The following is an 18,155-nucleotide window of genomic DNA, read 5'->3' as shown; positions in this document are numbered from 1 at the left end:
CGGTTGTAGCCCCGCACGTATCCGAGGCCCCTCTTGTACGCACGGGAGTCTAGGCCCTGATAAACGCACCGTAAGCAGCCGCGTCGCACACAGGTGGGGTTATCCCTACTTCACGCCACCTATGAGCCCCATGGCGTGCGCCGACACGGCCCGGCAGGCTGGTGCCATGACCATGAGCCCTTCCGTACCGGACCCCGACCGGCCGCTGCCGCCCGCCCGCCTCGCCCTCGACCGGTCGACCTGGCGGGAAATCGCGCACCTGCTGGTCAACCTGCCGATGGCCATCGCCGGTTTCGTCTACGCCCTCCTCGTGATCGCCGTCGGTGTGGGCCTCTCGGTCACCGTGATCGGGCTGCCGGTGCTCGTCAGCGGGTTGCGGGGCGCGCGGTGGCTGGGCGGGGTGGAGCGGGGTCGGGCGCGGTCGTTGCTCGGGGTGCGGATCGAGGAGCCGAGCCCGTTGCCGCGCGGCCGCCGGGGCGAGGGGGTCCTCACCTGGCTCTGGTCGGGGCTGAAGGACCCGGTGGGGTGGCGTTCGCTGCTGTACGGGTTCATCCGGCTGCCCTGGGGGGTCCTGACGTTCGCGGTGACGCTGGTGAGCCTGGTCGTCCTGTGGCCGGTGCTCCCGTTCATCGCCCGGGGGCTGACGACGGCCGACCGGGCCATGGTGCGGGGGCTGTTGTCGCCCTCGGACGAGCTGGAGCGGCGGATCGCGGAGCTGGAGTCGGACCGGGGCGTGGTCGTGGACACCGCCGCCGCCGACCTCCGCCGTATCGAACGGGACCTCCACGACGGGGCGCAGGCCCGACTCGTCGCCCTCGCCATGGGGTTGGGGCTCGCGAAGGAAAAGCTGACGGACGATCCGGAAGCGGCCGCACGGATGGTGGAGGAGGCTCACGGTGAGGTGAAGGTCGCCCTTCAGGAGTTGCGCGACCTCGCCCGGGGTATCCATCCCGCTGTCCTGACCGACCGCGGCCTCGACGCCGCGCTCTCCGCCATCGCCTCCCGCTGCACCGTCCCCGTCAAGGTGTCGGTGGATCTGCCGGGGCGTCCGGCGGAGGCGATCGAGGGCATCGCCTACTTCACCGTGTCGGAGCTCCTGCAGAACGTCAGCAAGCACAGCGGCGCCCGGTCGGCCTCCGTCGAGGTGTGGCGTGCGGCGGACCGGTTGCTGGTCCAGGTCACGGACGACGGCTCGGGCGGGGCGCGGATGGACGGCGGTACGGGGATGGCGGGGCTGGCCGAGCGGCTGGGTGCGGTGGACGGGCTGTTCGTCCTGGACTCCCCGGTGGGCGGGCCGACGTCCGTCACCGCCGAGCTGCCCTGGCGCGACCGGGTCCCGGCGGCCGGCCGGGCCTCCTGAGCGCTCCGAGGACGCACGGGGCTGCTCCCGAGGAGGTACGGGGGTGGGGAAAACCCCCGTACGGATACGGAGACCGGCCACATGGTGCCGGAGAGGGCGGCCCAGCACCCTGGAAGCAGCACGGATTGAAGCAGCACGGATTGAAGCAAGCACGGTTCGAGCAGCACGCCCGCGACGGACGCACACGGGTGCGGAGCGACGAACACGGACGCAGGCGCGGAGCAGGGACGCGGAACACTCCGCCGATCGACAGAAGAGATCGACAGAAGAAACGGAACGGACGGCACTCATGGCCACGGCATACGGACCGGACACCCGGGACCACAAGGGATCGGGCGCGCGCGGCCACACAGGTCAGGGCGCCGACCTCCGGGGGCAGGCCCCGGCGAAGCACTTCCTCCCGGCGGCGCTGCGCGCTCCGCTGGAGGCGCGCAGCTGGCGCGAGCTCCTCTATGTCCTGCTGAGCCTGCCGCTGAGCACCGCGATGTTCGTCTTCGCGATTGCCATGACGTCGGTCAGCGCCGGTCTGCTCATCACCTTCATCGGGATTCCGCTGCTGGCCGTCGGCCTGGCCGCCTGCCGGGGATTCGGGGTGATGGAGCGGGCCCGGGCGCGAGGGCTGCTGAAGCTGGACGTGGCGGAGCCCGTGCGGGTGCGGGGGAAGAGCAGCGGCCCGATGTCGTGGATCGGTGCCGTCCTCAAGAGCGGCGTCTCCTGGCGTCACCTTCTTTACGCGCTGCTGCACTTCCCCTGGGCCGTGTTCACGTTCTGCGTGTCGGTGACGTTCTGGTCGTACGGCCTGGCGGCGTTGACGTATCCGCTGTGGCAGTGGGTCTTCCCGGTCTTCGTGGGGGCCGACGGCATCCAGCTGTACGGGGACCGCACCCACGCGCACTACCTGGACTCCCCCGCCGAGCTTGCCGCGACAAGCGCGGTGGGCCTGGTGCTGGTGCTGGTGTCGCCGTGGATCGTGCGGGGGCTGGTCTCGGTGGACCGGCTGATGGTGTCCGGTCTGCTGGGCCCGTCCGCGCTCTCCGCCCGGGTCACCGAGCTGGAGTCGGACCGGGGCGTGGTCGTGGACACCGCCGCCGCCGACCTGCGCCGGATAGAGCGGGACCTCCACGACGGTGCGCAGGCCCGGCTCGTCGCCCTGGCCATGGACCTGGGGCTGGCGAAGGAGAAGCTCACGGACGATCCCGAGGCCGCCGCACGGATGGTGGACGAGGCGCACGGCGAGGTGAAGGTCGCACTTCAGGAGCTGCGCGACCTCGCCCGGGGTATCCACCCCGCCGTCCTCACCGACCGGGGTCTCGACGCCGCCCTCTCGGCCATCGCCTCCCGCTGCACCGTCCCCGTCACGGTGGAGGTGGACCTGGACGCCCGGCCCGCGCAGGCCATCGAGGGCATCGCGTACTTCACGGTGTCGGAGTTGTTGCAGAACGTCAGCAAGCACGCGCAGGCGACCCGGGCCACGGTCGATGTGTGGCGGACGTCTGACCGGCTGATGCTCCAGGTCACGGACAACGGCCGAGGCGGGGCGTCAGCCTCGGCCGGCAGCGGCCTGGCCGGGCTGACGGAGCGGCTGGACGCGGTGGACGGGGTCCTGGTGGTGAACTCCCCGGCCGGCGGCCCGACGACGGTCACCGCCGAACTGCCCTGGCGCGGCTGACCACACCTGGCCCGCCCCCGCCACGCCCGACCGCCCACGGTTCGGCCGCCCCCGCCCGCCGCTCCCCAGGCCGCCCACCAAGCTCGGCGTTCCCGCCCCTCGCCCCGCCAGGCACGGTTCAGCACCCCTACCCCTCGCCTCACCCCGCCGCCCAAGGCCCGCCCACGGCCGGGCTGACCGGATCGGGCACGTTATCCACAGGCCCCCCATCCGGGCCCCGGGCCTGGGATGCTGGGGGTGTCGGGCGCGGGTGCGCGCAGAAGCACAGCAACTCGGAGAGCCGGGGAGCCAGAGGCCCCAGAGGTCAGGGGCTCTCCGACTCAGGACAGCGGGGGACGCAGCGTCGTGGAGCACGTGGAGAACAGAGTGCGGGTAGTCATCGCCGAGGATTCGGTCCTGCTGCGGGAGGGGCTCACCCGCCTGCTCACCGATCTGGGGCATGACGTGGTCGCGGGGGTGGGTGATGCCGAGGCCCTGCTGAAGACCGTGGCGGACCTCGGGGCGGAGCGGGCACTGCCCGATGTGGTGGTGGCCGATGTACGGATGCCGCCGACCCACACCGACGAGGGCGTACGGGCGGCGGTGCGGCTGCGGAAGGAGTATCCGGGGATAGGGGTGCTGGTCCTCTCGCAGTACGTGGAGGAGCAGTACGCCACCGAGCTGCTGGCGGGCAGCAGCCGGGGCGTGGGGTATCTGCTCAAGGACCGGGTGGCCGAGGTCCGCGAGTTCGTGGACGCGGTCGTCCGGGTGGCGGGCGGCGGGACGGCGCTGGACCCCGAGGTGGTGGCGCAGCTGCTGGGCCGCAGCCGCAAGCAGGACGTGCTGGCGGGGCTGACTCCGCGCGAGCGGGAGGTCCTGGGTCTGATGGCCGAGGGCCGGACGAACTCGGCGATCGCCCGGCAGCTCGTGGTGAGCGACGGGGCGGTGGAGAAGCACGTCAGCAACATCTTCCAGAAGCTGGGGCTCTCGCCCAGCGACGGGGACCACCGGCGCGTCCTCGCCGTACTCACCTACCTGAACTCCTAGCGATCTGACACTCTGTCAGCTAGCCGTCCGATCCGGCGATGGACGCCCGGCGAGCACCCGGCGCACACCCGGTGGATCTCCCTCGGGGGTGTCCGGCGGGCCTCCGCCGGGCAGTCCTGGGCGGAAGGACCTAGCACAAAAGGCCTACGAGCAGAGCACTTCCATCCAGCGATCGGGGGGCTTGAGAAAGATGGCAAAACGGCATAAAAGGGTGTCTCAAAACAGCGTCCACCATATGATCGGCCCCTGGAGGGCGAACCGCACGGACGTAGGGTTGCCTCTGGAGCCGCCGGCTGGCCGGACGGTTCCGAACCGCCGCCCCAAGGGAGGTCCAGTTCAGTGACGAGCCAGGTCAGTAGCGCGGCAGAGAAGGCCGATGAGGCCAACGACGCCGTCCTCGGGGGTCAGCGCGCCCCCCTGTCAGGTACGACGGGAACGACCGGCGGCGACGGGAAAGAGGTCCGCCGCCTGGACCGGGTGATCATCCGTTTCGCGGGTGACTCGGGTGACGGGATGCAGCTCACGGGTGACCGGTTCACCTCGGAGACGGCATCGTTCGGGAACGATCTCTCCACCCTGCCGAACTTCCCGGCCGAGATCCGGGCCCCCGCAGGCACGCTGCCTGGGGTTTCTTCCTTCCAGCTCCACTTTGCCGATCATGACATCCTCACCCCCGGCGACGCACCCAATGTCCTGGTCGCGATGAACCCCGCCGCTCTGAAGGCGAACATCGACGACGTGCCGCGCGGCGCCGAGATCATTGTGAACACCGATGAGTTCACCAAGCGGCCGATGGCGAAGGTCGGGTATGCGACCAGTCCGCTGGAGGACGGGTCGCTGGAGGCCTTCAACGTCCATCCGGTGCCGCTGACGACGCTGACGATCGAGGCGCTGAAGGAGTTCGGGCTCTCCCGCAAGGAGGCCGAGCGGTCCAAGAACATGTTCGCGCTCGGGCTGCTGTCGTGGATGTACCACCGGCCGACCGAGGGGACGGAGGCGTTCCTGCGGCAGAAGTTCGCGAAGAAGCCGCAGATCGCCGAGGCGAACGTGGCCGCGTTCCGGGCCGGGTGGAATTTCGGCGAGACGACCGAGGACTTCGCCGTCAGCTACGAGGTCGCCCCGGCCTCGCAGGCCTTCCCCACCGGCACCTACCGCAACATCTCCGGCAACCTGGCCCTCTCCTACGGGCTGATCGCCGCCGGGCAGCTGGCGGACCTGCCGCTCTACCTGGGCTCCTACCCCATCACCCCGGCCTCCGACATCCTGCACGAGCTGTCCAAGCACAAGAACTTCGGTGTGCGGACCTTCCAGGCCGAGGACGAGATCGCCGGGATCGGGGCGGCGCTGGGTGCCGCGTTCGGCGGGGCGCTGGGTGTGACCACGACGTCGGGGCCGGGGGTGGCGCTGAAGTCGGAGACGATCGGGCTCGCGGTCTCCCTGGAGCTGCCGCTGCTGATCATCGACATCCAGCGCGGCGGACCCTCCACCGGGCTGCCGACCAAGACCGAGCAGGCCGACCTGCTCCAGGCGATGTACGGCAGGAACGGCGAGGCCCCGGTGCCGATCGTGGCCCCGCAGACCCCGGCCGACTGCTTCGACGCCGCGATCGACGCGGCCCGCATCGCCCTGACCTACCGCACCCCGGTCTTCCTGCTCTCCGACGGCTATCTGGCCAACGGTTCCGAACCCTGGCGCATCCCGGAGACCGACAGCCTGCCCGACCTCACCACCCCCTTCGCCACCGGCCCGAACCACACCCTGGCCGACGGCACCGAGGTCTTCTGGCCCTACAAGCGCGATCCGCAGACCCTGGCCCGCCCCTGGGCCATCCCCGGCACCCCCGGCCTCGAACACCGCATCGGCGGCATCGAGAAGCAGGACGGCACCGGCAACATCTCCTACGACCCCGCCAACCACGACCTGATGGTCCGCACCCGCCAGGCCAAGGTCGACAACATCACCGTCCCCGACCTCACCGTCGACGACCCCGCCGGAGCCCGCACTCTCGTGCTCGGCTGGGGATCGACGTACGGGCCGATCACCGCCGCCGTCCGCCGGCTCCGCGCCGCCGGGCAGCCCATCGCCCAGGCCCACCTCAGACACCTCAACCCCTTCCCAGGAAACCTCGGCGAGGTGCTGAAGAGTTACGACAAGGTCGTCGTCCCGGAGATGAACCTCGGACAGCTCGCGATGCTGCTGCGGGCGAAGTATCTGGTGGACGCCCACAGCTACAACCAGGTCAACGGCATGCCGTTCAAGGCCGAGCAGCTCGCCACAGCTCTCCAGGAGGCCATCGATGCCTGACACCCAGGAACTGCTCCACAACGAACTGCTGCAACTGGTGCCCAAGGCCGAGGCGAAGCAGTCCATGAAGGACTTCAAATCCGACCAGGAAGTCCGCTGGTGCCCGGGCTGCGGCGACTACGCCGTCCTCGCCGCAGTCCAGGGCTTCATGCCCGAGCTGGGCCTGGCCAAGGAGAACATCGCCTTCGTCTCCGGCATCGGCTGCTCCTCCCGCTTCCCGTACTACATGAACACCTACGGGATGCACTCCATCCACGGCCGCGCCCCCTCCATCGCCACCGGGCTCGCCACCTCCCGCCGCGACCTGTCGGTCTGGGTCGTCACCGGCGACGGCGACGCGCTCTCCATCGGCGGCAACCACCTCATCCACGCCCTGCGCCGCAATGTCAACCTGAAGATCCTGCTCTTCAACAACCGGATCTACGGGCTCACCAAGGGCCAGTACAGCCCCACCTCCGAAATCGGCAAGATCACCAAGTCGACGCCGATGGGCTCACTCGACGCCCCCTTCAACCCGGTCTCCCTCGCCATCGGCGCGGAAGCCTCGTTCGTGGCGCGCACGGTCGACTCCGACCGCAAGCACCTCACCAGCGTGCTCCGCGCGGCGGCCGAACACCCCGGCACAGCCCTGGTGGAGATCTACCAGAACTGCAACATCTTCAACGACGGCGCCTTCGAGGTCCTCAAGGACAAGGAGCAGGCCGCCGAGGCCGTCATCCGCCTCGAACACGGACAGCCCATCCTCTTCGGCGCCGACGGCACCAAGGGCGTCGTCCGCAACCAGGCCACCGGCGACCTGGAAGTCGTCGCCGTCACCGACGACAACCGCTCCCAGGTCCTCGTCCACGATGCCCACGCCGACTCCCCGACCACGGCGTTCGCCCTGTCCCGCCTCGCCGACGCCGACACCCTCCACCACACCCCCATCGGCGTGCTGCGCAGCGTCCAGCGGCCCGTCTACGACACCCTCATGTCCGACCAGGTGGATGCCGCCGTGGAGCGCGACGGCAAGGGCGACCTCGGCGCACTCCTCACCGGGGCCGACACCTGGACCGTCATCGGCTGACCCGCCACGGAGTCACGGCGAAGGCCCGGCCTCGATCCCCCGGCCAAAACGGCCAGGACTACCGGAACGGCCTGGACGGCCGGAACGACCTGGAGGATCAGGCCCGGGCCTCGTCGTACGCCGCGCGCGCCGCCCGTACCGCGTCCACCTGGCGTTCGGTCCAGCGGGCGAGCGCCCACACCTGCTCGGCGGCCTCGGTGCCGAGCGGGGTGAGCGAGTAGTCCACCCGGGGCGGGATCACCGGCTTCGCGTCCCGGTGGACGAAGCCGTCGCGCTCCAGTGTCTGGAGGGTCTGGGCCAGCATCTTCTCGCTGACCCCGCCGATCGTGCGGCGCAGCTCGCTGAAGCGGTACGAGCGTTCCAGCAGGGCCGCCAGGACCAGGACGCCCCAGCGGCTCGTCACATGCTCCAGCACCAGGCGTGACGGGCACATCGGCTGGTTCACGTCCTGGACGGGCTTCGGCAGACCAGCCAGACCGACCAGGCCGACCGGACCGACCGGACCCGCTCCTGCCGCGCTCTCACTCACTCCCATGCCAGTACCTTACTTCAAAGTGGGTACTTTCCAATAGTTAGCGCTCACCCTACGCTCGGTCGGGAAGGCAACCTCAGAAACAACATCCCGAAACAGGAGCCCCCATGAGCATCGTCGTCACCGGAGCCACCGGAGAACTCGGCCGCCTCGTCATCGACGAACTGCTGGCCACGGTCCCGGCCGGCGAGATCGTCGCGGTCGTCCGCAACAAGGAGAAGGCCGCCGCGCTCGCGGCCCGGGGCGTCGAACTCCGTATCGCCGACTACGACCACCCCGAGACCCTCGCCGGGGCGTTCCGGGCCGGCGACCGGGTGCTGCTGATCTCAGGCAGCGAGGTCGGCAAGCGGGTCGCGCAGCACTCCGCGCTCATCGAGGCGGCCAAGGCGGCGGGCGTGGCGCAGCTCGCGTACACCGGCATCCTCGGCGGACCGGACGCGGACTTCCTGCTCGCCGACGAGCACAAGGCGACCGAGCAGCTGATCCTGGACTCCGGGCTGCCGTACACCTTCCTCCGGAACGGCTGGTACACGGAGAACTACACCGCCAACCTCGCCCCCGTCCTGGAGCACGGGGCGGTCGTCGCCAACGCGGGTGAGGGCCGGATCGCCTCCGCGCCCCGGGCCGACTACGCGGCTGCGGCGGCTGCCGTGGTCACCGGCGAGGGCCACCTCGGCAAGGCCTACGAGCTGAGCGGCGACACGGCGTGGTCGCTCGCCGAGTACGCGGCCCTGCTGTCCGAGGTGACCGGCAAGGAGATCGCGTACAAGGAGGTCCCGGCCGCCGTGCACCAGGAGATCCTGGTCGGCGCGGGCCTGCCCGAGGGGTTCGCGGCGATCCTCACCGACGTGGACGAGGCCATCGCGCGCGGCCGGCTCGCGGGGACGAGCGGTGACCTGGCCCGGTTGATCGGCCGCCCGACGACCCCCCTGGCCACGACCGTACGCGCGGCGCTCGCCAGCGCCTGACCCCCTGACCCGCCCGCCCCTGACCGGCCCCGCCGACCCGCCCGACCGCCCCGCCCCGCCCCTGGGAGCTGCCCCCGGAACCAGTGTCATGAGTGTTTACCCGATACGGCTATGACACGGGGCCCTTCCGGCGTTACCGTCATCCCGTCGGGCAGACGCGCCGGCACAGGCAGTCCGGGAGGGGCCCGTGAAGGGGAAGAACGAACAGCGGGCCGGCCTGCTGTACGGGGTCGGCGCGTACGGGATGTGGGGCATCGTCCCCCTCTTCTGGCCGCTCCTGAAGCCGTCCGGGGCGATCGAGATCCTGGCCCACCGGATGGTCTGGTCGCTGGCCGTCGTCGGGGTCGCCCTCCTCGTGGTCCGGCGCTGGGCCTGGATCGGGGAGCTGGCCCGCGACCGGCGCAAGCTGGGCCTCATATCGGTGGCGGCGGCGACCATCACCGTCAACTGGGGCCTCTACATCTGGGCCGTCAACAACGGCCAGGTCGTCGAGGCCTCACTCGGCTACTTCATCAACCCGCTGGTCACCATCGCCATGGGTGTCCTCCTGCTCGGTGAGCGGCTGCGGCCGGTGCAGTGGATCGCGGTCGCCACCGGCCTGGCCGCCGTACTCGTGCTGGCGATCGGGTACGGGCGGCCGCCGTGGATCTCGCTGGTGCTGGCGTTCTCGTTCGCCACGTACGGGCTGTTGAAGAAGAAGGTCGACATGGGCGGGCTGGAGTCGCTGGCCGCCGAGACCGCCGTCCTGTTCCTGCCCGCGCTCGGCTTCCTGCTCTGGCTGACGGCCACCGGCGCGTCGACGTTCACCTACGGGGGCGCGGGCCACGGGGCGCTGCTCGCCGCGACGGGCATCGTGACGGCGGTCCCGCTGATCTGTTTCGGCGCGGCGGCGGTCCGGGTGCCGCTCTCGACGCTGGGGCTGTTGCAGTATCTGGCGCCGGTCTTCCAGTTCGGGCTGGGCATCCTCTACTTCCACGAGGAGATGCCGCCGGAGCGGTGGGCCGGGTTCGCGCTGGTCTGGCTGGCCCTCTCCCTCCTGACCTGGGACGCACTGCGCAACGCCCGCCGCAACCGGGTCCTGGCGGCGAAGCTGCTGGCAGCCGCAGCGGCGGCCCCCGCGCCCGCAGCAGCCGTGGAGACCGCGGCCCACGCGCCCACGGCCCCCGCGCCCGCCCCTTCGGAAACCGCCGCCTCGGGGACCGCCGCCTCGGAGGCCGCCCCTTCGGAGACCGCCACCCAGCAAAAGCTCACCTAGGCGCTCCTCTTCCTCGCCTGCCCCTCGGGGGTGGTCGGCAAGGTGCACCCCGGCATGGTGGACGCGGTGCGATAAGGCTGATTGAGTGCCCGGATGGGGACTGTCCTGGGCGAGATGAGGAACGTGCGGTGGCACGAGCTACAGCACGCGTACGGCTCCGCGTCCCAGGTTCCCGGCATGCTGTCGCGGATCGCCTGGGGTGACGGCCCGACCGCCGAGGACGCCCTGAGCGACCTGGCCCAGTGGATCGGCGCCCCGGCCGTGTTCGACGCGACCGTGGCCGCGGTGCCGTTCCTGTGGGAGCTGGCGGCGACGGAGACGGTCAGGGACCGGGCGGGGGTGCTGGACCTGCTCGCCACCATCCTGGCCGCCGACCACGCCCAGGACCCCGGGTGGACGCGCTCGGCGCACGAGGCGGTGGCGGAGGGCCGCCCCACGGCTGCCCGACTGGCCACGGACACGTCGTCGCCGCAGCCCCAGGCCGTACGGGACGCCGCCGCGCGGCTGCTGGCGGCGACGGACGGGCACACCTGCGCGGCCTGCCTCCCTCGTACGGACTGAAGTCGGCCCGCGATCACGCGCTGATGCACCTCAGCTGATGCGCTCAAGTGGCTTATGGCCAAGGGTAGTTCAAGAGATCACCAAGACTTGACTTACGGAAAAGACCGGTAACGGCAAAGGCGTTACCGTCCGTGCGTGAAAACGACCACACATGATCAAACAAAGGTGGCCACCAGCCGCCGCGCTCTGCTCCGCGCCTCGGTCGCCACCGCTGCGGTCGCCGCCGGAACCGGCCTCGTCACCGGTGCTTCCCCGGCCGGAGCCTCCCCTTCCGGAGCCACCGCCCTCAGACGGCCATCCCCCAGACCTGAGACCCCTGCCGCCGCGCTGGCGGAGCTCTCGGCGGGCAACCGGCGGTGGCGCACGCTGCACCAGCGGCACCCGCACGAGGCGCGCCCGCTGCGCCAGTCGCTGGTCTCCGGCCAGCACCCGTTCGCCCTCATCCTCGGCTGCATCGACTCCCGCGTACCGCCGGAGCTGGTCTTCGACCAGGGGCTCGGTGACCTGATGACCGTACGTTCCGCCGGTGAGGTCCTCGACGAGGCCGTCCTCGGGAGCATCGCGTACGGCGTCCTGGAGCTCGGCATCCCGCTGGTCGTGGTCCTCGGCCACCAGGGGTGCGGGGCGGTCGCGGCCGCCGTGGAGGCGGACGAGACGGGGGCGTCGCTGCCCGCCCACATCCAGTACATAGCCGACCAGATCAAGCCCGCGATCGACCACACGCACCACGGTGACGCACGGGTGGACGCGACGGTCGACGCGCAGGTGCGGCTGGTCCGTTCGCGCCTGGCCCGTGAGGCCGATCTCGCCGCCAAGGTGACGGCGGGGAAGCTGGCGATCGTCGGCGCACGCTACGAACTGGGCACGCAGTTGGTGCACCGCGTGGGGTGACCCCGCCGACCCGTCTCCGGCCGGCCGGGCTCTGTCAGGTCAGCTCCGCCGCCACCCGGTCCATCACGCCTTTCCAGTACGTACGCCGCTCCTCCCGCTCCTCCGCGCTCGTCAGGCGTTCCTGGTGGAAGCGGAGTACGGCCCGGTCCTCGGCGCTGCCGGGCGAGACGGTGACCTGGACCGTGGAGGTGCCGTGGGTGAGGCGGACGCGGTCGCCGGGGCGGTAGCTGCGGATCTCGCCCTCGACTCCGTCCGCCGTACGGTACGGAGTTCCCTTCTCCGTCGGGAGCGGCCCCTCGGCGCGGAGCCAGAGGGCGACACCCTCCGAACCGGTGATGAACTCCCAGACGGCCTGCGGGGTTTGCCGGATGGTGCGGGAGATACCTATCTCCCAGCCCGCGTCCTGAGTGAGTCCGGTAGGCATGGTGAGGCCTCTCGTTTCAGTCGGCTCAGTCGTCGTCGGCCGTGGTCAGCCGGGCGCGGTGGGCGCGGACCTTGTGGCGGTTTCCGCACCGCTCCATGGAGCACCAGCGCCGCCTGCCGGGCCGCGAGGTGTCGACGAACAGCAGGCGGCAGTCGTCGGCGCCGCACGTACGGACCCGGTGGGCGAACGGCCCGGTGAACAGCTCCACGGCATCACGCGCGACGGTGGAGAGCAGCCCGCTGCCGGTCGCGCCCGGCGCCCACTCGCGCGTCCCCTCGGCGGTCAGCCGGGCGGTCAGGGGCGGGTGCGCCGCCGCGTCGTTCACGGTGGCGAGGTCGTCCGAAGCGGGCGGCAGCGCCGACACATGGGCCTCGGCCAGCCGCCAGAGGGCATCGCGCAGACGGCGCGCGGCCGCCGCCTCGGCCGGGCTCACGGCAAGGTCCAGTCCACCGGGCAGCCGGCTCTCCCCCGCCCAGCGCACCACATCCCCGGGCCCGTGCAGCACCTCGAAGTACGCGAGGGGGCCGGGCCCACCGGTCGGCAGAAGCTCCAGACACAGGGCCCCCGGGTCGAACCGGAACGAGCTGCCGTCCGGGTGGACCAGCAGCATCCCGGACGGCTCCGGCCGCCCCCGCGGCCCCGCTCCCGGCGTGTCCATTGCGCTCACACTCATGTAACCACTATAAACGGTTTCCATGACACGCACACTGTCCTGGAAGCTCGTCATCGACAGCGCCGACCCGCACGCCCAGGCCGGATTCTGGGCCGAGGCCCTCGGTTATCCGATCGAGGACAACAGCGCCCTGGTGGAGCAGTTGCTCGCCGCCGGAGCCGTCCCGGAGGCCATCACCACCCACGCCCACGGCCGCCGCGCCTGGCGCGACCTCGCGGCGGCCCGGCACCCGGACGACCCGTACGACGAGACGAGCGGTACGGGGCTGGGGCGGCGGCTGCTGTTCCAGCGGGTGCCGGAGCCGAAGACGGTGAAGAACCGCCTCCACATCGATGTCCACACGCCTCCCGGCGAGCGCGACGCGGAGGCGGAGCGCCTGGTGGCGCTGGGCGCGCGCATCCTGCGCGCGGTCGACGAACCGGGCGGGAGCTGGCTCGTACTCGCGGACCCTGAGGACAACGAGTTCTGCGTCAACTAGACAACTAGGCAACCGGACAACTAATAGGTCGCGCGTGAGCTTTAAGGGGCTTGCGGGCCCTAAGAGCACTGCCGCTCCCCCCTTCACCCAGGAGAGAATCCCTTGAAGATCCACCTGACGAGTGTCTTCGTCGACGATCAGGAGAAGGCCCTGAACTTCTACACGGGCGTTCTGGGCTTCGTGAAGAAGCACGACGTGCCGTTGGGCGGCGAGGACCGCTGGCTGACCGTGGTCTCGCCCGAGGACCCCGACGGCACCGAACTCCTGCTGGAACCGGACCGCCACCGCGCGGTCGGCCCGTACAAGACGGCCCTGGTCGAGGACGGCATCCCGGCCGCCGCCTTCGCCGTGGACGACGTACGGGCGGAGTTCGACCGGCTGCGCGGGCTCGGGGTGCGGTTCACGCAGGAGCCGGTGGAGATGGGCCCGGTGACGACGGCGGTGCTGGACGACACGTGCGGCAACCTGATCCAGATCGCGCAGGGAGGATAGGCGGCCGGGTCGGGGCGGGCGGACCAGAAGGGGACGGGGCGGAGCGGGACAGAGTAGGGCGGGTGGCGCGGCTAACCGAACGGCGTCACACCGGCACCACCCCCGTCCGCATCCCCCTCCCCGTCCCCCTCAGCACCCTCCCCCTCCCCGTCAGCGCCCTCCCCGTCACCGTCAGCGCCCTCGCCGCCCCCTCCCCGCTCCCGCTCCACCTCCTGCCGCATCCGCTCCGCCATCAGGTCGGCGAGCGGGTCGGTCACATCCCAGGAGTGCGGAGCCGAGTGGCGGTCGAACAGGACGCACACCTCCCGCTCGTCGGTGGCCAGCGTGCGCATGACGGCGGGGCACGGGGGCAGTTCGACGAACCGGAAGCTGCGGCGCATACCGGTGTCGGTGTCCGCGTCGGTCCAGAACATCCACAGGTCCCGCGCGGCGCTCATCTCGCCCGCCCAGAGCTGCGCGGCGTGCTCGGTCTTCTCGTCGTGCTCGCCCAGTTCGCACAACAGGATGTCGTCGAGTTCGGGCAGTTCGGGGACGCCGGGTACGGCGGGCACGTCCGAGGCCTGGCCCGGTTCGGCGTTCATGGCGGTGAGCACGACGAGCGTGCCCATCTCGGGGACTTCCGCGAAGGCGGTGCACTGCAACACGTCGGTGATTCCTTGCTGGTTGGGGAAAGATTCTGCGGCTACCGGCCCACCGGACGGACGACGAGCCCGTACCAGGCCAGGGCGTCGCGGGCGACGAACTCGTACGGCAGCCCGTCCGCGAGCCGCAGCAACGCGTAGTCGTGCTCCCGCAAGCTGCCTGCCCAGGCACGGAGTTCGGCGGGTGCGTCGCGCGGAGCACGGGTGACCGGGTGCAGGGCGCGGGCCGGCACCCAGGGGGCGTACGGGTCGGGGTCCAGCGCGTCCGCGAACCGCCGCGCCTGGCGCCGCAGCCACCGGAGCGCGAGCCGCCGGGTCGGAGCGGCGATCCCGCCGAGCCGGAAGGAGCTGGCGGCGTCGCCCGCGCGGCTCTCGGCGACGTACCAACGGGCCTGCGTCTGCCCGGGGTTCACAGCACTTCTCCCCGGCTGCGGGCGTTGAGGCGGGCGGTACGCGCGCGGAGCTGCTCCATGAGGAGCGCGGGGCGTACGTAGCGGGGCTCCACCTCCCACTCGATGCCGCCACCCACGGGCCGCAGCGACCAGTAGAAGCCGGCCACTCCCCGGAACTCCCCCACGCGGTCCCCACGGCTGGTATCCACAAGGAGAGTTCCGGGATCAGGGACGCGCGGGCACCGCTCGTGATTCGGGCACACGTTCTCGCCGTACACCAAAAGGCTCCTCTCTGTAGCCATACGACTACCGGGGAGGCTCAGCGTGACCTACCGTCGAAGTGTCTTCAACATGGCCGCAGGGGAGGGCACGTTCGTGTATCGCAAGGAACTGAGTCCCGAGGCCAGCCCGCAAGCGGCGTACGGTGCGCGACTGCGCAAGTTAAGGGACGCCCGGGGCTGGACCCAGGACGATCTGGGCGACAAAGCCGGGTGCAGCGGCCGGCATATCTCGGCGATGGAAACTGGTCGCAAATCCGCAACCCTGCCCTTCTCCCGGAGAGCCGATCAGATCTTCGGCCTGGTCGGCAGCCCCGAGTCCTTCGAGCGCGAATGGCGCGAGATCAAGCACGGCAGCCTGCTGGCGGGCTTCCCGGAATTCCTCGGCCTGGAGCGGCGGGCGGCGGAGATCCGGCTGTACGAGGTCGGTGTCATCCCGGGCCTGCTCCAGACCCCGGAGTACGCGACGGTCCTCGCGGAGAGCGTGGTCCGGCGCGGGACCATCACTCCCGAGCAGGCCCAGGAGCGGGTCGCGGTCACCGCACAGCGGCAGGCGGCCGTCTTCGCGGGCCGGGAGACGATGGTCTTCGCGATGCTGGACGAGAGCTGCCTGCTCCGCCCGGTCGGCGGACCCGAGGTCATGAAAGCGCAGTTCGACCACCTCATCGACTTCGCCGAACTGCCCAACACGATCCTTCAGGTGGTCCCGTTCGCCCTGGGAGAGCAGCGCCCGTTCAGCCTGCCGGTCTACATCCTGACCATGGTGGACCGCTCGCTCGTGTCGTACGCCGAATCCGCACAACAGGGCTACGTCGAAAGGGAAATCACCGCTGTGCTGCCTCTGCACACGGACTACCATCGGATGCAGGCGGTAGCGCCCTCACAGGCGGCCTCCGTCGACATCGTCAAGCAGTTGCGAAAGGGCATCACGTGACAACCGAGACCCCCCGCTGGTTCACGTCCTCGTACAGCGAAAACGGCGGCGCGTGCGTCGAGGTCGCCACCAACCTCGCGGCCCCGCACGGCATCGTGCCCGTCCGCGACTCCAAGCACGCCACCACGGGCCCGGTCCTCACCGTCCCCGCCGCCGCGTTCACCACCTTCGTCGCGGGCGTCCGCGCCGGGAAGTTCGACGCCGCCTGAGCAGCCGCCAGGCCGCGCGCAGGCGCCTGGCTGGGAAGCCCCACCGCAGGTATGCGGTGGGGCTTCTTCGTATCGCCCGATTTCCAGTAACGGAAACCCGCACCCCTTGTAACGCTCCGTGGGGCCCGCGATCATCGGACGAGACACCCGACGAAGAGGGGGCGGGCTGTGAAACTGACACGGCTGGTTGGCGAGTGCGACGACGGCAACTGCCCGACCGTGTATGCGACGGACCGGGGCACGCTCGCCGTCCAGGGGGACAGGGTCGCCGACCACGGACTGGACATCCCGGCGCATGAAACCCTGGTGGAAATTCCGGTCGAGCTGATCCGAAAGGCCCTTCGTGACAACCTCATCTAACTCTCCGCGTGACTGGTTCGAGACCTTCGAGCGGGAGGCTTTCCGGCTGGAAACGCTGGACGATTACAGCCAGTCGGGGGGCGTAGACGCCTACCGCGCATTCCTTGCCGGAGAACCTCAGCCCGAGGACTACGCGACGGCCGACTGGATGACGACGGTCGGCAACGCGGTTCAGTCGGGAAGGCGCATCTATCGCGTCCACATCCTCGCCCGCCCACTGACGGACTATCTGCGGTTCGAACTCTCCTGGGGATACCGCCGGAACATGACGGCCGGCGAAGAGTTCTTCATCCTGGACACGACCGACCAGGAGAACCCGATTCCTGAGGCTCCGGATTTCTGGCTCTTCGATGAGCGGATCATCAGCGCCATGACTTACGACGGGGCGGGCAAGTTTCTGGGCTCCGACCTGGTCGGGGAGGACGAGCTGCCCAGGTTCCTCGCCTACCGGGACGCGGCCTTGGCCCAGGCCGTGCCGTTCACCGACTGGTGGGCGAAGTACGGGGAGTGAACAAGTCCGGCCTCGGGGCAGCGCTGCGGGTACTGCGGGAATCTTCCGGCCTGGAAGCCAAGGCAGTTGCCCGCAGCGCCGCCATGTCCCGTTCCAAGCTCTCCAAGATCGAGACCGGGAGTGTCGCTCCGAGCATCACGGACGTCGACTGCGTCCTCTCGGCCATAGGCGTATCGGACGAGGTCAAGGCCGAGTACATGGCTGCTGCCAGAGAAGCGGCCACGGAGGTCACGGCCTGGCGGCTCGTCCGGCGGCTGGGGTACAGCAGGAAGCAGCGACAGGTGCAGGCCCTTGAGTCCCGGACGGCGCTGCTGCGTCTGTTCCAGCCGTCGCTCATTCCTGGACTGCTGCAGACGCCCGAGTACGCACGGGCGGTTTTCGCCCGGAAGAACCTTCCCGATACGCAGCTGGAACGCACCATCGGCGCACGACTGGCGCGGCAATCTGTCCTGTACGCAGAGGGCAAGACGTTCCGGTTCATCATCACAGAATCGGTTCTCCGCTGGCGCATCCTTCCGCCCCTGGCGATGGCGGGGCAGCTCGACCGGCTGATTTCCGCCTCTCGGCTCCCCGGCGTGAACATCGGAATCGTTGCGCTGTCGACCCCGCAGGTGGACTTTCCGGGCCACTCGTTCGCCATCAAGGACAACCGGACAGTGACCGTCGAAATGGTTCATGCGGAGACAGTTATGACCGATCCGAGAGACGTTTCCTTGTACGTATCCAAGTTCGACAGGTTCAGCGAATCCACCGTTTCCGGTGACGAAATGCGGACGCTGGTCGAAGGAATCCGGGACAAGTTTTTGCGCGAGCAGGAAACCGGATAGAAACCACTCTCCTTTCTGGTCACCATTGCTGCCGATACACCAAGACGTCAGCAGCTCAGAAAGGGACCAGCCCATGACCGACCTGTACGAGCTCCCCATCGCCGGAGCCGCATTCTCGAAGGCCTGCGGCGGCAACACCCACCCCGACGGCGAGGCGTGCGTGACGCTCGCGCGCATCGGGCCGGACGCCTGGGCCGTGGGCGACAGCAAGCGCCCGGGCGCCGAGCCGCTGCGGTTCACCACGGCGGAGCTGGACGCGGCGGGCATCGACCCCGCCCGCTTCGACCTCTCCGCCTGAACGGCA

23 protein-coding genes are annotated in these 18,155 nt (G+C 70.3%); 17 read left to right on the top strand and 6 right to left on the bottom strand.

Annotated features, from left to right (window positions below; genetic code table 11):
* Positions 1 to 166: 166 nt before the first annotated feature.
* From GTY67_RS20920 to GTY67_RS20900, 5 genes are all read left to right on the top strand, one after another.
* Positions 167 to 1,360 (top strand): sensor histidine kinase, encoded by a 1,194-nt coding sequence (locus tag GTY67_RS20920; RefSeq protein WP_161279662.1) that lies wholly within the window; start codon positions 167 to 169, stop codon positions 1,358 to 1,360.
* A gap of 289 nt (positions 1,361 to 1,649) precedes the next feature.
* Positions 1,650 to 3,029, top strand: a complete 1,380-nt coding sequence (locus GTY67_RS20915) for a sensor histidine kinase (protein WP_161279661.1) — start codon at positions 1,650 to 1,652, stop codon at positions 3,027 to 3,029.
* Positions 3,030 to 3,395: 366 nt separating this feature from the next.
* The gene (locus tag GTY67_RS20910; RefSeq protein WP_093686913.1) at positions 3,396 to 4,055 is read left to right on the top strand and encodes a response regulator transcription factor; all 660 of its coding nucleotides are present in this window, start codon (positions 3,396 to 3,398) and stop codon (positions 4,053 to 4,055) included.
* A gap of 339 nt (positions 4,056 to 4,394) precedes the next feature.
* Entirely contained in the window at positions 4,395 to 6,359 is a 1,965-nt protein-coding gene (locus tag GTY67_RS20905) for a 2-oxoacid:acceptor oxidoreductase subunit alpha (protein ID WP_093686891.1), read from the top strand.
* Positions 6,352 to 7,425, top strand: coding sequence for a 2-oxoacid:ferredoxin oxidoreductase subunit beta (locus GTY67_RS20900; RefSeq protein ID WP_161279660.1), 1,074 nt, complete (start codon positions 6,352 to 6,354; stop codon positions 7,423 to 7,425). Before GTY67_RS20905 ends, GTY67_RS20900 begins: the two co-directional genes overlap by 8 nt.
* A 97-nt stretch (positions 7,426 to 7,522) precedes the next feature.
* Here GTY67_RS20900 and GTY67_RS20895 read toward each other — a convergent pair whose 3' ends face one another.
* Positions 7,523 to 7,858 (bottom strand): helix-turn-helix domain-containing protein, encoded by a 336-nt coding sequence (locus GTY67_RS20895; protein WP_237502855.1) that lies wholly within the window; start codon positions 7,856 to 7,858, stop codon positions 7,523 to 7,525.
* Positions 7,859 to 8,064: 206 nt separating this feature from the next.
* Between GTY67_RS20895 and GTY67_RS20890 the strand changes: the two genes are divergently transcribed.
* The 4 genes from GTY67_RS20890 (at position 8,065) to GTY67_RS20875 (ending at position 11,632) form a co-directional block, all read left to right on the top strand.
* Positions 8,065 to 8,925: an SDR family oxidoreductase gene (locus tag GTY67_RS20890; RefSeq protein ID WP_161279659.1), complete on the top strand. Its 861-nt coding sequence runs from the start codon at positions 8,065 to 8,067 to the stop codon at positions 8,923 to 8,925.
* Between the two features lie 187 nt (positions 8,926 to 9,112).
* Entirely contained in the window at positions 9,113 to 10,180 is a 1,068-nt protein-coding gene (rarD, locus tag GTY67_RS20885) for an EamA family transporter RarD (RefSeq protein ID WP_161279658.1), read from the top strand.
* Between the two features lie 93 nt (positions 10,181 to 10,273).
* Complete coding sequence (locus tag GTY67_RS20880) at positions 10,274 to 10,741, top strand: hypothetical protein (protein WP_161279657.1); 468 nt, start codon at positions 10,274 to 10,276, stop codon at positions 10,739 to 10,741.
* Positions 10,742 to 10,876: 135 nt separating this feature from the next.
* A complete protein-coding gene (locus tag GTY67_RS20875) occupies positions 10,877 to 11,632 on the top strand; it encodes a carbonic anhydrase (RefSeq protein ID WP_161279656.1) in 756 nt (251 codons plus the stop codon).
* A 34-nt stretch (positions 11,633 to 11,666) separates the two neighbouring features.
* On the opposite strand, the gene GTY67_RS20870 is transcribed toward GTY67_RS20875, so the two are convergent.
* Complete coding sequence (locus tag GTY67_RS20870; RefSeq protein WP_161279655.1) at positions 11,667 to 12,056, bottom strand: SRPBCC domain-containing protein; 390 nt, start codon at positions 12,054 to 12,056, stop codon at positions 11,667 to 11,669.
* A 25-nt stretch (positions 12,057 to 12,081) separates the two neighbouring features.
* A complete protein-coding gene (locus GTY67_RS20865; protein ID WP_161280202.1) occupies positions 12,082 to 12,666 on the bottom strand; it encodes a CGNR zinc finger domain-containing protein in 585 nt (194 codons plus the stop codon).
* A gap of 85 nt (positions 12,667 to 12,751) precedes the next feature.
* Between GTY67_RS20865 and GTY67_RS20860 the strand changes: the two genes are divergently transcribed.
* Together GTY67_RS20860 and GTY67_RS20855 are read left to right on the top strand one after the other, a co-directional pair.
* Positions 12,752 to 13,207, top strand: a complete 456-nt coding sequence (locus tag GTY67_RS20860; RefSeq protein WP_093686907.1) for a VOC family protein — start codon at positions 12,752 to 12,754, stop codon at positions 13,205 to 13,207.
* Between the two features lie 102 nt (positions 13,208 to 13,309).
* On the top strand, positions 13,310 to 13,699 hold the full coding sequence (locus tag GTY67_RS20855; protein ID WP_161279654.1) for a VOC family protein: 390 nt from the start codon (positions 13,310 to 13,312) through the stop codon (positions 13,697 to 13,699).
* 71 nt (positions 13,700 to 13,770) lie between these two features.
* On the opposite strand, the gene GTY67_RS20850 is transcribed toward GTY67_RS20855, so the two are convergent.
* Genes GTY67_RS20850 through GTY67_RS20840 form a run of 3 tightly spaced genes read right to left on the bottom strand, consistent with a single transcriptional unit; the run spans position 13,771 to position 15,010 of the window.
* Positions 13,771 to 14,343 carry a hypothetical protein gene (locus tag GTY67_RS20850; protein WP_161279653.1) on the bottom strand — a complete coding sequence of 191 codons (573 nt, stop codon included), beginning with the start codon at positions 14,341 to 14,343 and terminating at the stop codon, positions 13,771 to 13,773.
* A 38-nt stretch (positions 14,344 to 14,381) separates the two neighbouring features.
* A complete protein-coding gene (locus GTY67_RS20845) occupies positions 14,382 to 14,753 on the bottom strand; it encodes a hypothetical protein (RefSeq protein WP_161279652.1) in 372 nt (123 codons plus the stop codon).
* The gene (locus GTY67_RS20840) at positions 14,750 to 15,010 is read right to left on the bottom strand and encodes a hypothetical protein (RefSeq protein ID WP_015610646.1); all 261 of its coding nucleotides are present in this window, start codon (positions 15,008 to 15,010) and stop codon (positions 14,750 to 14,752) included. Before GTY67_RS20840 ends, GTY67_RS20845 begins: the two co-directional genes overlap by 4 nt.
* Before the next feature lie 73 nt (positions 15,011 to 15,083).
* Between GTY67_RS20840 and GTY67_RS20835 the strand changes: the two genes are divergently transcribed.
* The 6 genes from GTY67_RS20835 (at position 15,084) to GTY67_RS20810 (ending at position 18,149) form a co-directional block, all read left to right on the top strand.
* Complete coding sequence (locus tag GTY67_RS20835) at positions 15,084 to 15,944, top strand: helix-turn-helix transcriptional regulator (protein ID WP_202462221.1); 861 nt, start codon at positions 15,084 to 15,086, stop codon at positions 15,942 to 15,944.
* Positions 15,941 to 16,153 carry a DUF397 domain-containing protein gene (locus GTY67_RS20830; RefSeq protein WP_161279651.1) on the top strand — a complete coding sequence of 71 codons (213 nt, stop codon included), beginning with the start codon at positions 15,941 to 15,943 and terminating at the stop codon, positions 16,151 to 16,153. The genes GTY67_RS20835 and GTY67_RS20830 overlap by 4 nt, the downstream gene beginning before the upstream one ends.
* A gap of 168 nt (positions 16,154 to 16,321) precedes the next feature.
* Positions 16,322 to 16,513 carry a hypothetical protein gene (locus tag GTY67_RS20825; protein ID WP_093686992.1) on the top strand — a complete coding sequence of 64 codons (192 nt, stop codon included), beginning with the start codon at positions 16,322 to 16,324 and terminating at the stop codon, positions 16,511 to 16,513.
* Positions 16,497 to 17,024, top strand: a complete 528-nt coding sequence (locus GTY67_RS20820; RefSeq protein WP_093686994.1) for a DUF6879 family protein — start codon at positions 16,497 to 16,499, stop codon at positions 17,022 to 17,024. Before GTY67_RS20825 ends, GTY67_RS20820 begins: the two co-directional genes overlap by 17 nt.
* Positions 17,021 to 17,851, top strand: coding sequence for a helix-turn-helix transcriptional regulator (locus tag GTY67_RS20815; protein WP_161279650.1), 831 nt, complete (start codon positions 17,021 to 17,023; stop codon positions 17,849 to 17,851). The genes GTY67_RS20820 and GTY67_RS20815 overlap by 4 nt, the downstream gene beginning before the upstream one ends.
* A gap of 73 nt (positions 17,852 to 17,924) precedes the next feature.
* On the top strand, positions 17,925 to 18,149 hold the full coding sequence (locus GTY67_RS20810; protein ID WP_093686998.1) for a DUF397 domain-containing protein: 225 nt from the start codon (positions 17,925 to 17,927) through the stop codon (positions 18,147 to 18,149).
* Positions 18,150 to 18,155: the final 6 nt, after the last annotated feature.

Source organism: Streptomyces sp. SID8374 (assembly GCF_009865135.1).
Lineage (GTDB): Bacteria > Actinomycetota > Actinomycetes > Streptomycetales > Streptomycetaceae > Streptomyces.
Note: the sequence above shows the minus strand (reverse complement) of the source record. Positions and strands in the feature narration are given on the sequence as shown.

Excerpts from the sequence above, each read along its gene's own strand:
- GTY67_RS20810 (WP_093686998.1), top strand. The coding sequence starts at position 17,925 with ATGACCGACCTGTACGAGCTCCCCATCGCCGGAGCCGCATTCTCGAAG.
- GTY67_RS20895 (WP_237502855.1), bottom strand. The coding sequence starts at position 7,858 with ATGTGCCCGTCACGCCTGGTGCTGGAGCATGTGACGAGCCGCTGGGGC.
- GTY67_RS20860 (WP_093686907.1), top strand. The coding sequence starts at position 12,752 with ATGACACGCACACTGTCCTGGAAGCTCGTCATCGACAGCGCCGACCCG.
- GTY67_RS20835 (WP_202462221.1), top strand. The coding sequence starts at position 15,084 with ATGGCCGCAGGGGAGGGCACGTTCGTGTATCGCAAGGAACTGAGTCCC.
- GTY67_RS20915 (WP_161279661.1), top strand. The coding sequence starts at position 1,650 with ATGGCCACGGCATACGGACCGGACACCCGGGACCACAAGGGATCGGGC.
- GTY67_RS20870 (WP_161279655.1), bottom strand. The coding sequence starts at position 12,056 with ATGCCTACCGGACTCACTCAGGACGCGGGCTGGGAGATAGGTATCTCC.
- GTY67_RS20900 (WP_161279660.1), top strand. The coding sequence starts at position 6,352 with ATGCCTGACACCCAGGAACTGCTCCACAACGAACTGCTGCAACTGGTG.
- GTY67_RS20880 (WP_161279657.1), top strand. The coding sequence starts at position 10,274 with ATGGGGACTGTCCTGGGCGAGATGAGGAACGTGCGGTGGCACGAGCTA.
- GTY67_RS20890 (WP_161279659.1), top strand. The coding sequence starts at position 8,065 with ATGAGCATCGTCGTCACCGGAGCCACCGGAGAACTCGGCCGCCTCGTC.
- GTY67_RS20865 (WP_161280202.1), bottom strand. The coding sequence starts at position 12,666 with ATGCTGCTGGTCCACCCGGACGGCAGCTCGTTCCGGTTCGACCCGGGG.
- GTY67_RS20920 (WP_161279662.1), top strand. The coding sequence starts at position 167 with ATGACCATGAGCCCTTCCGTACCGGACCCCGACCGGCCGCTGCCGCCC.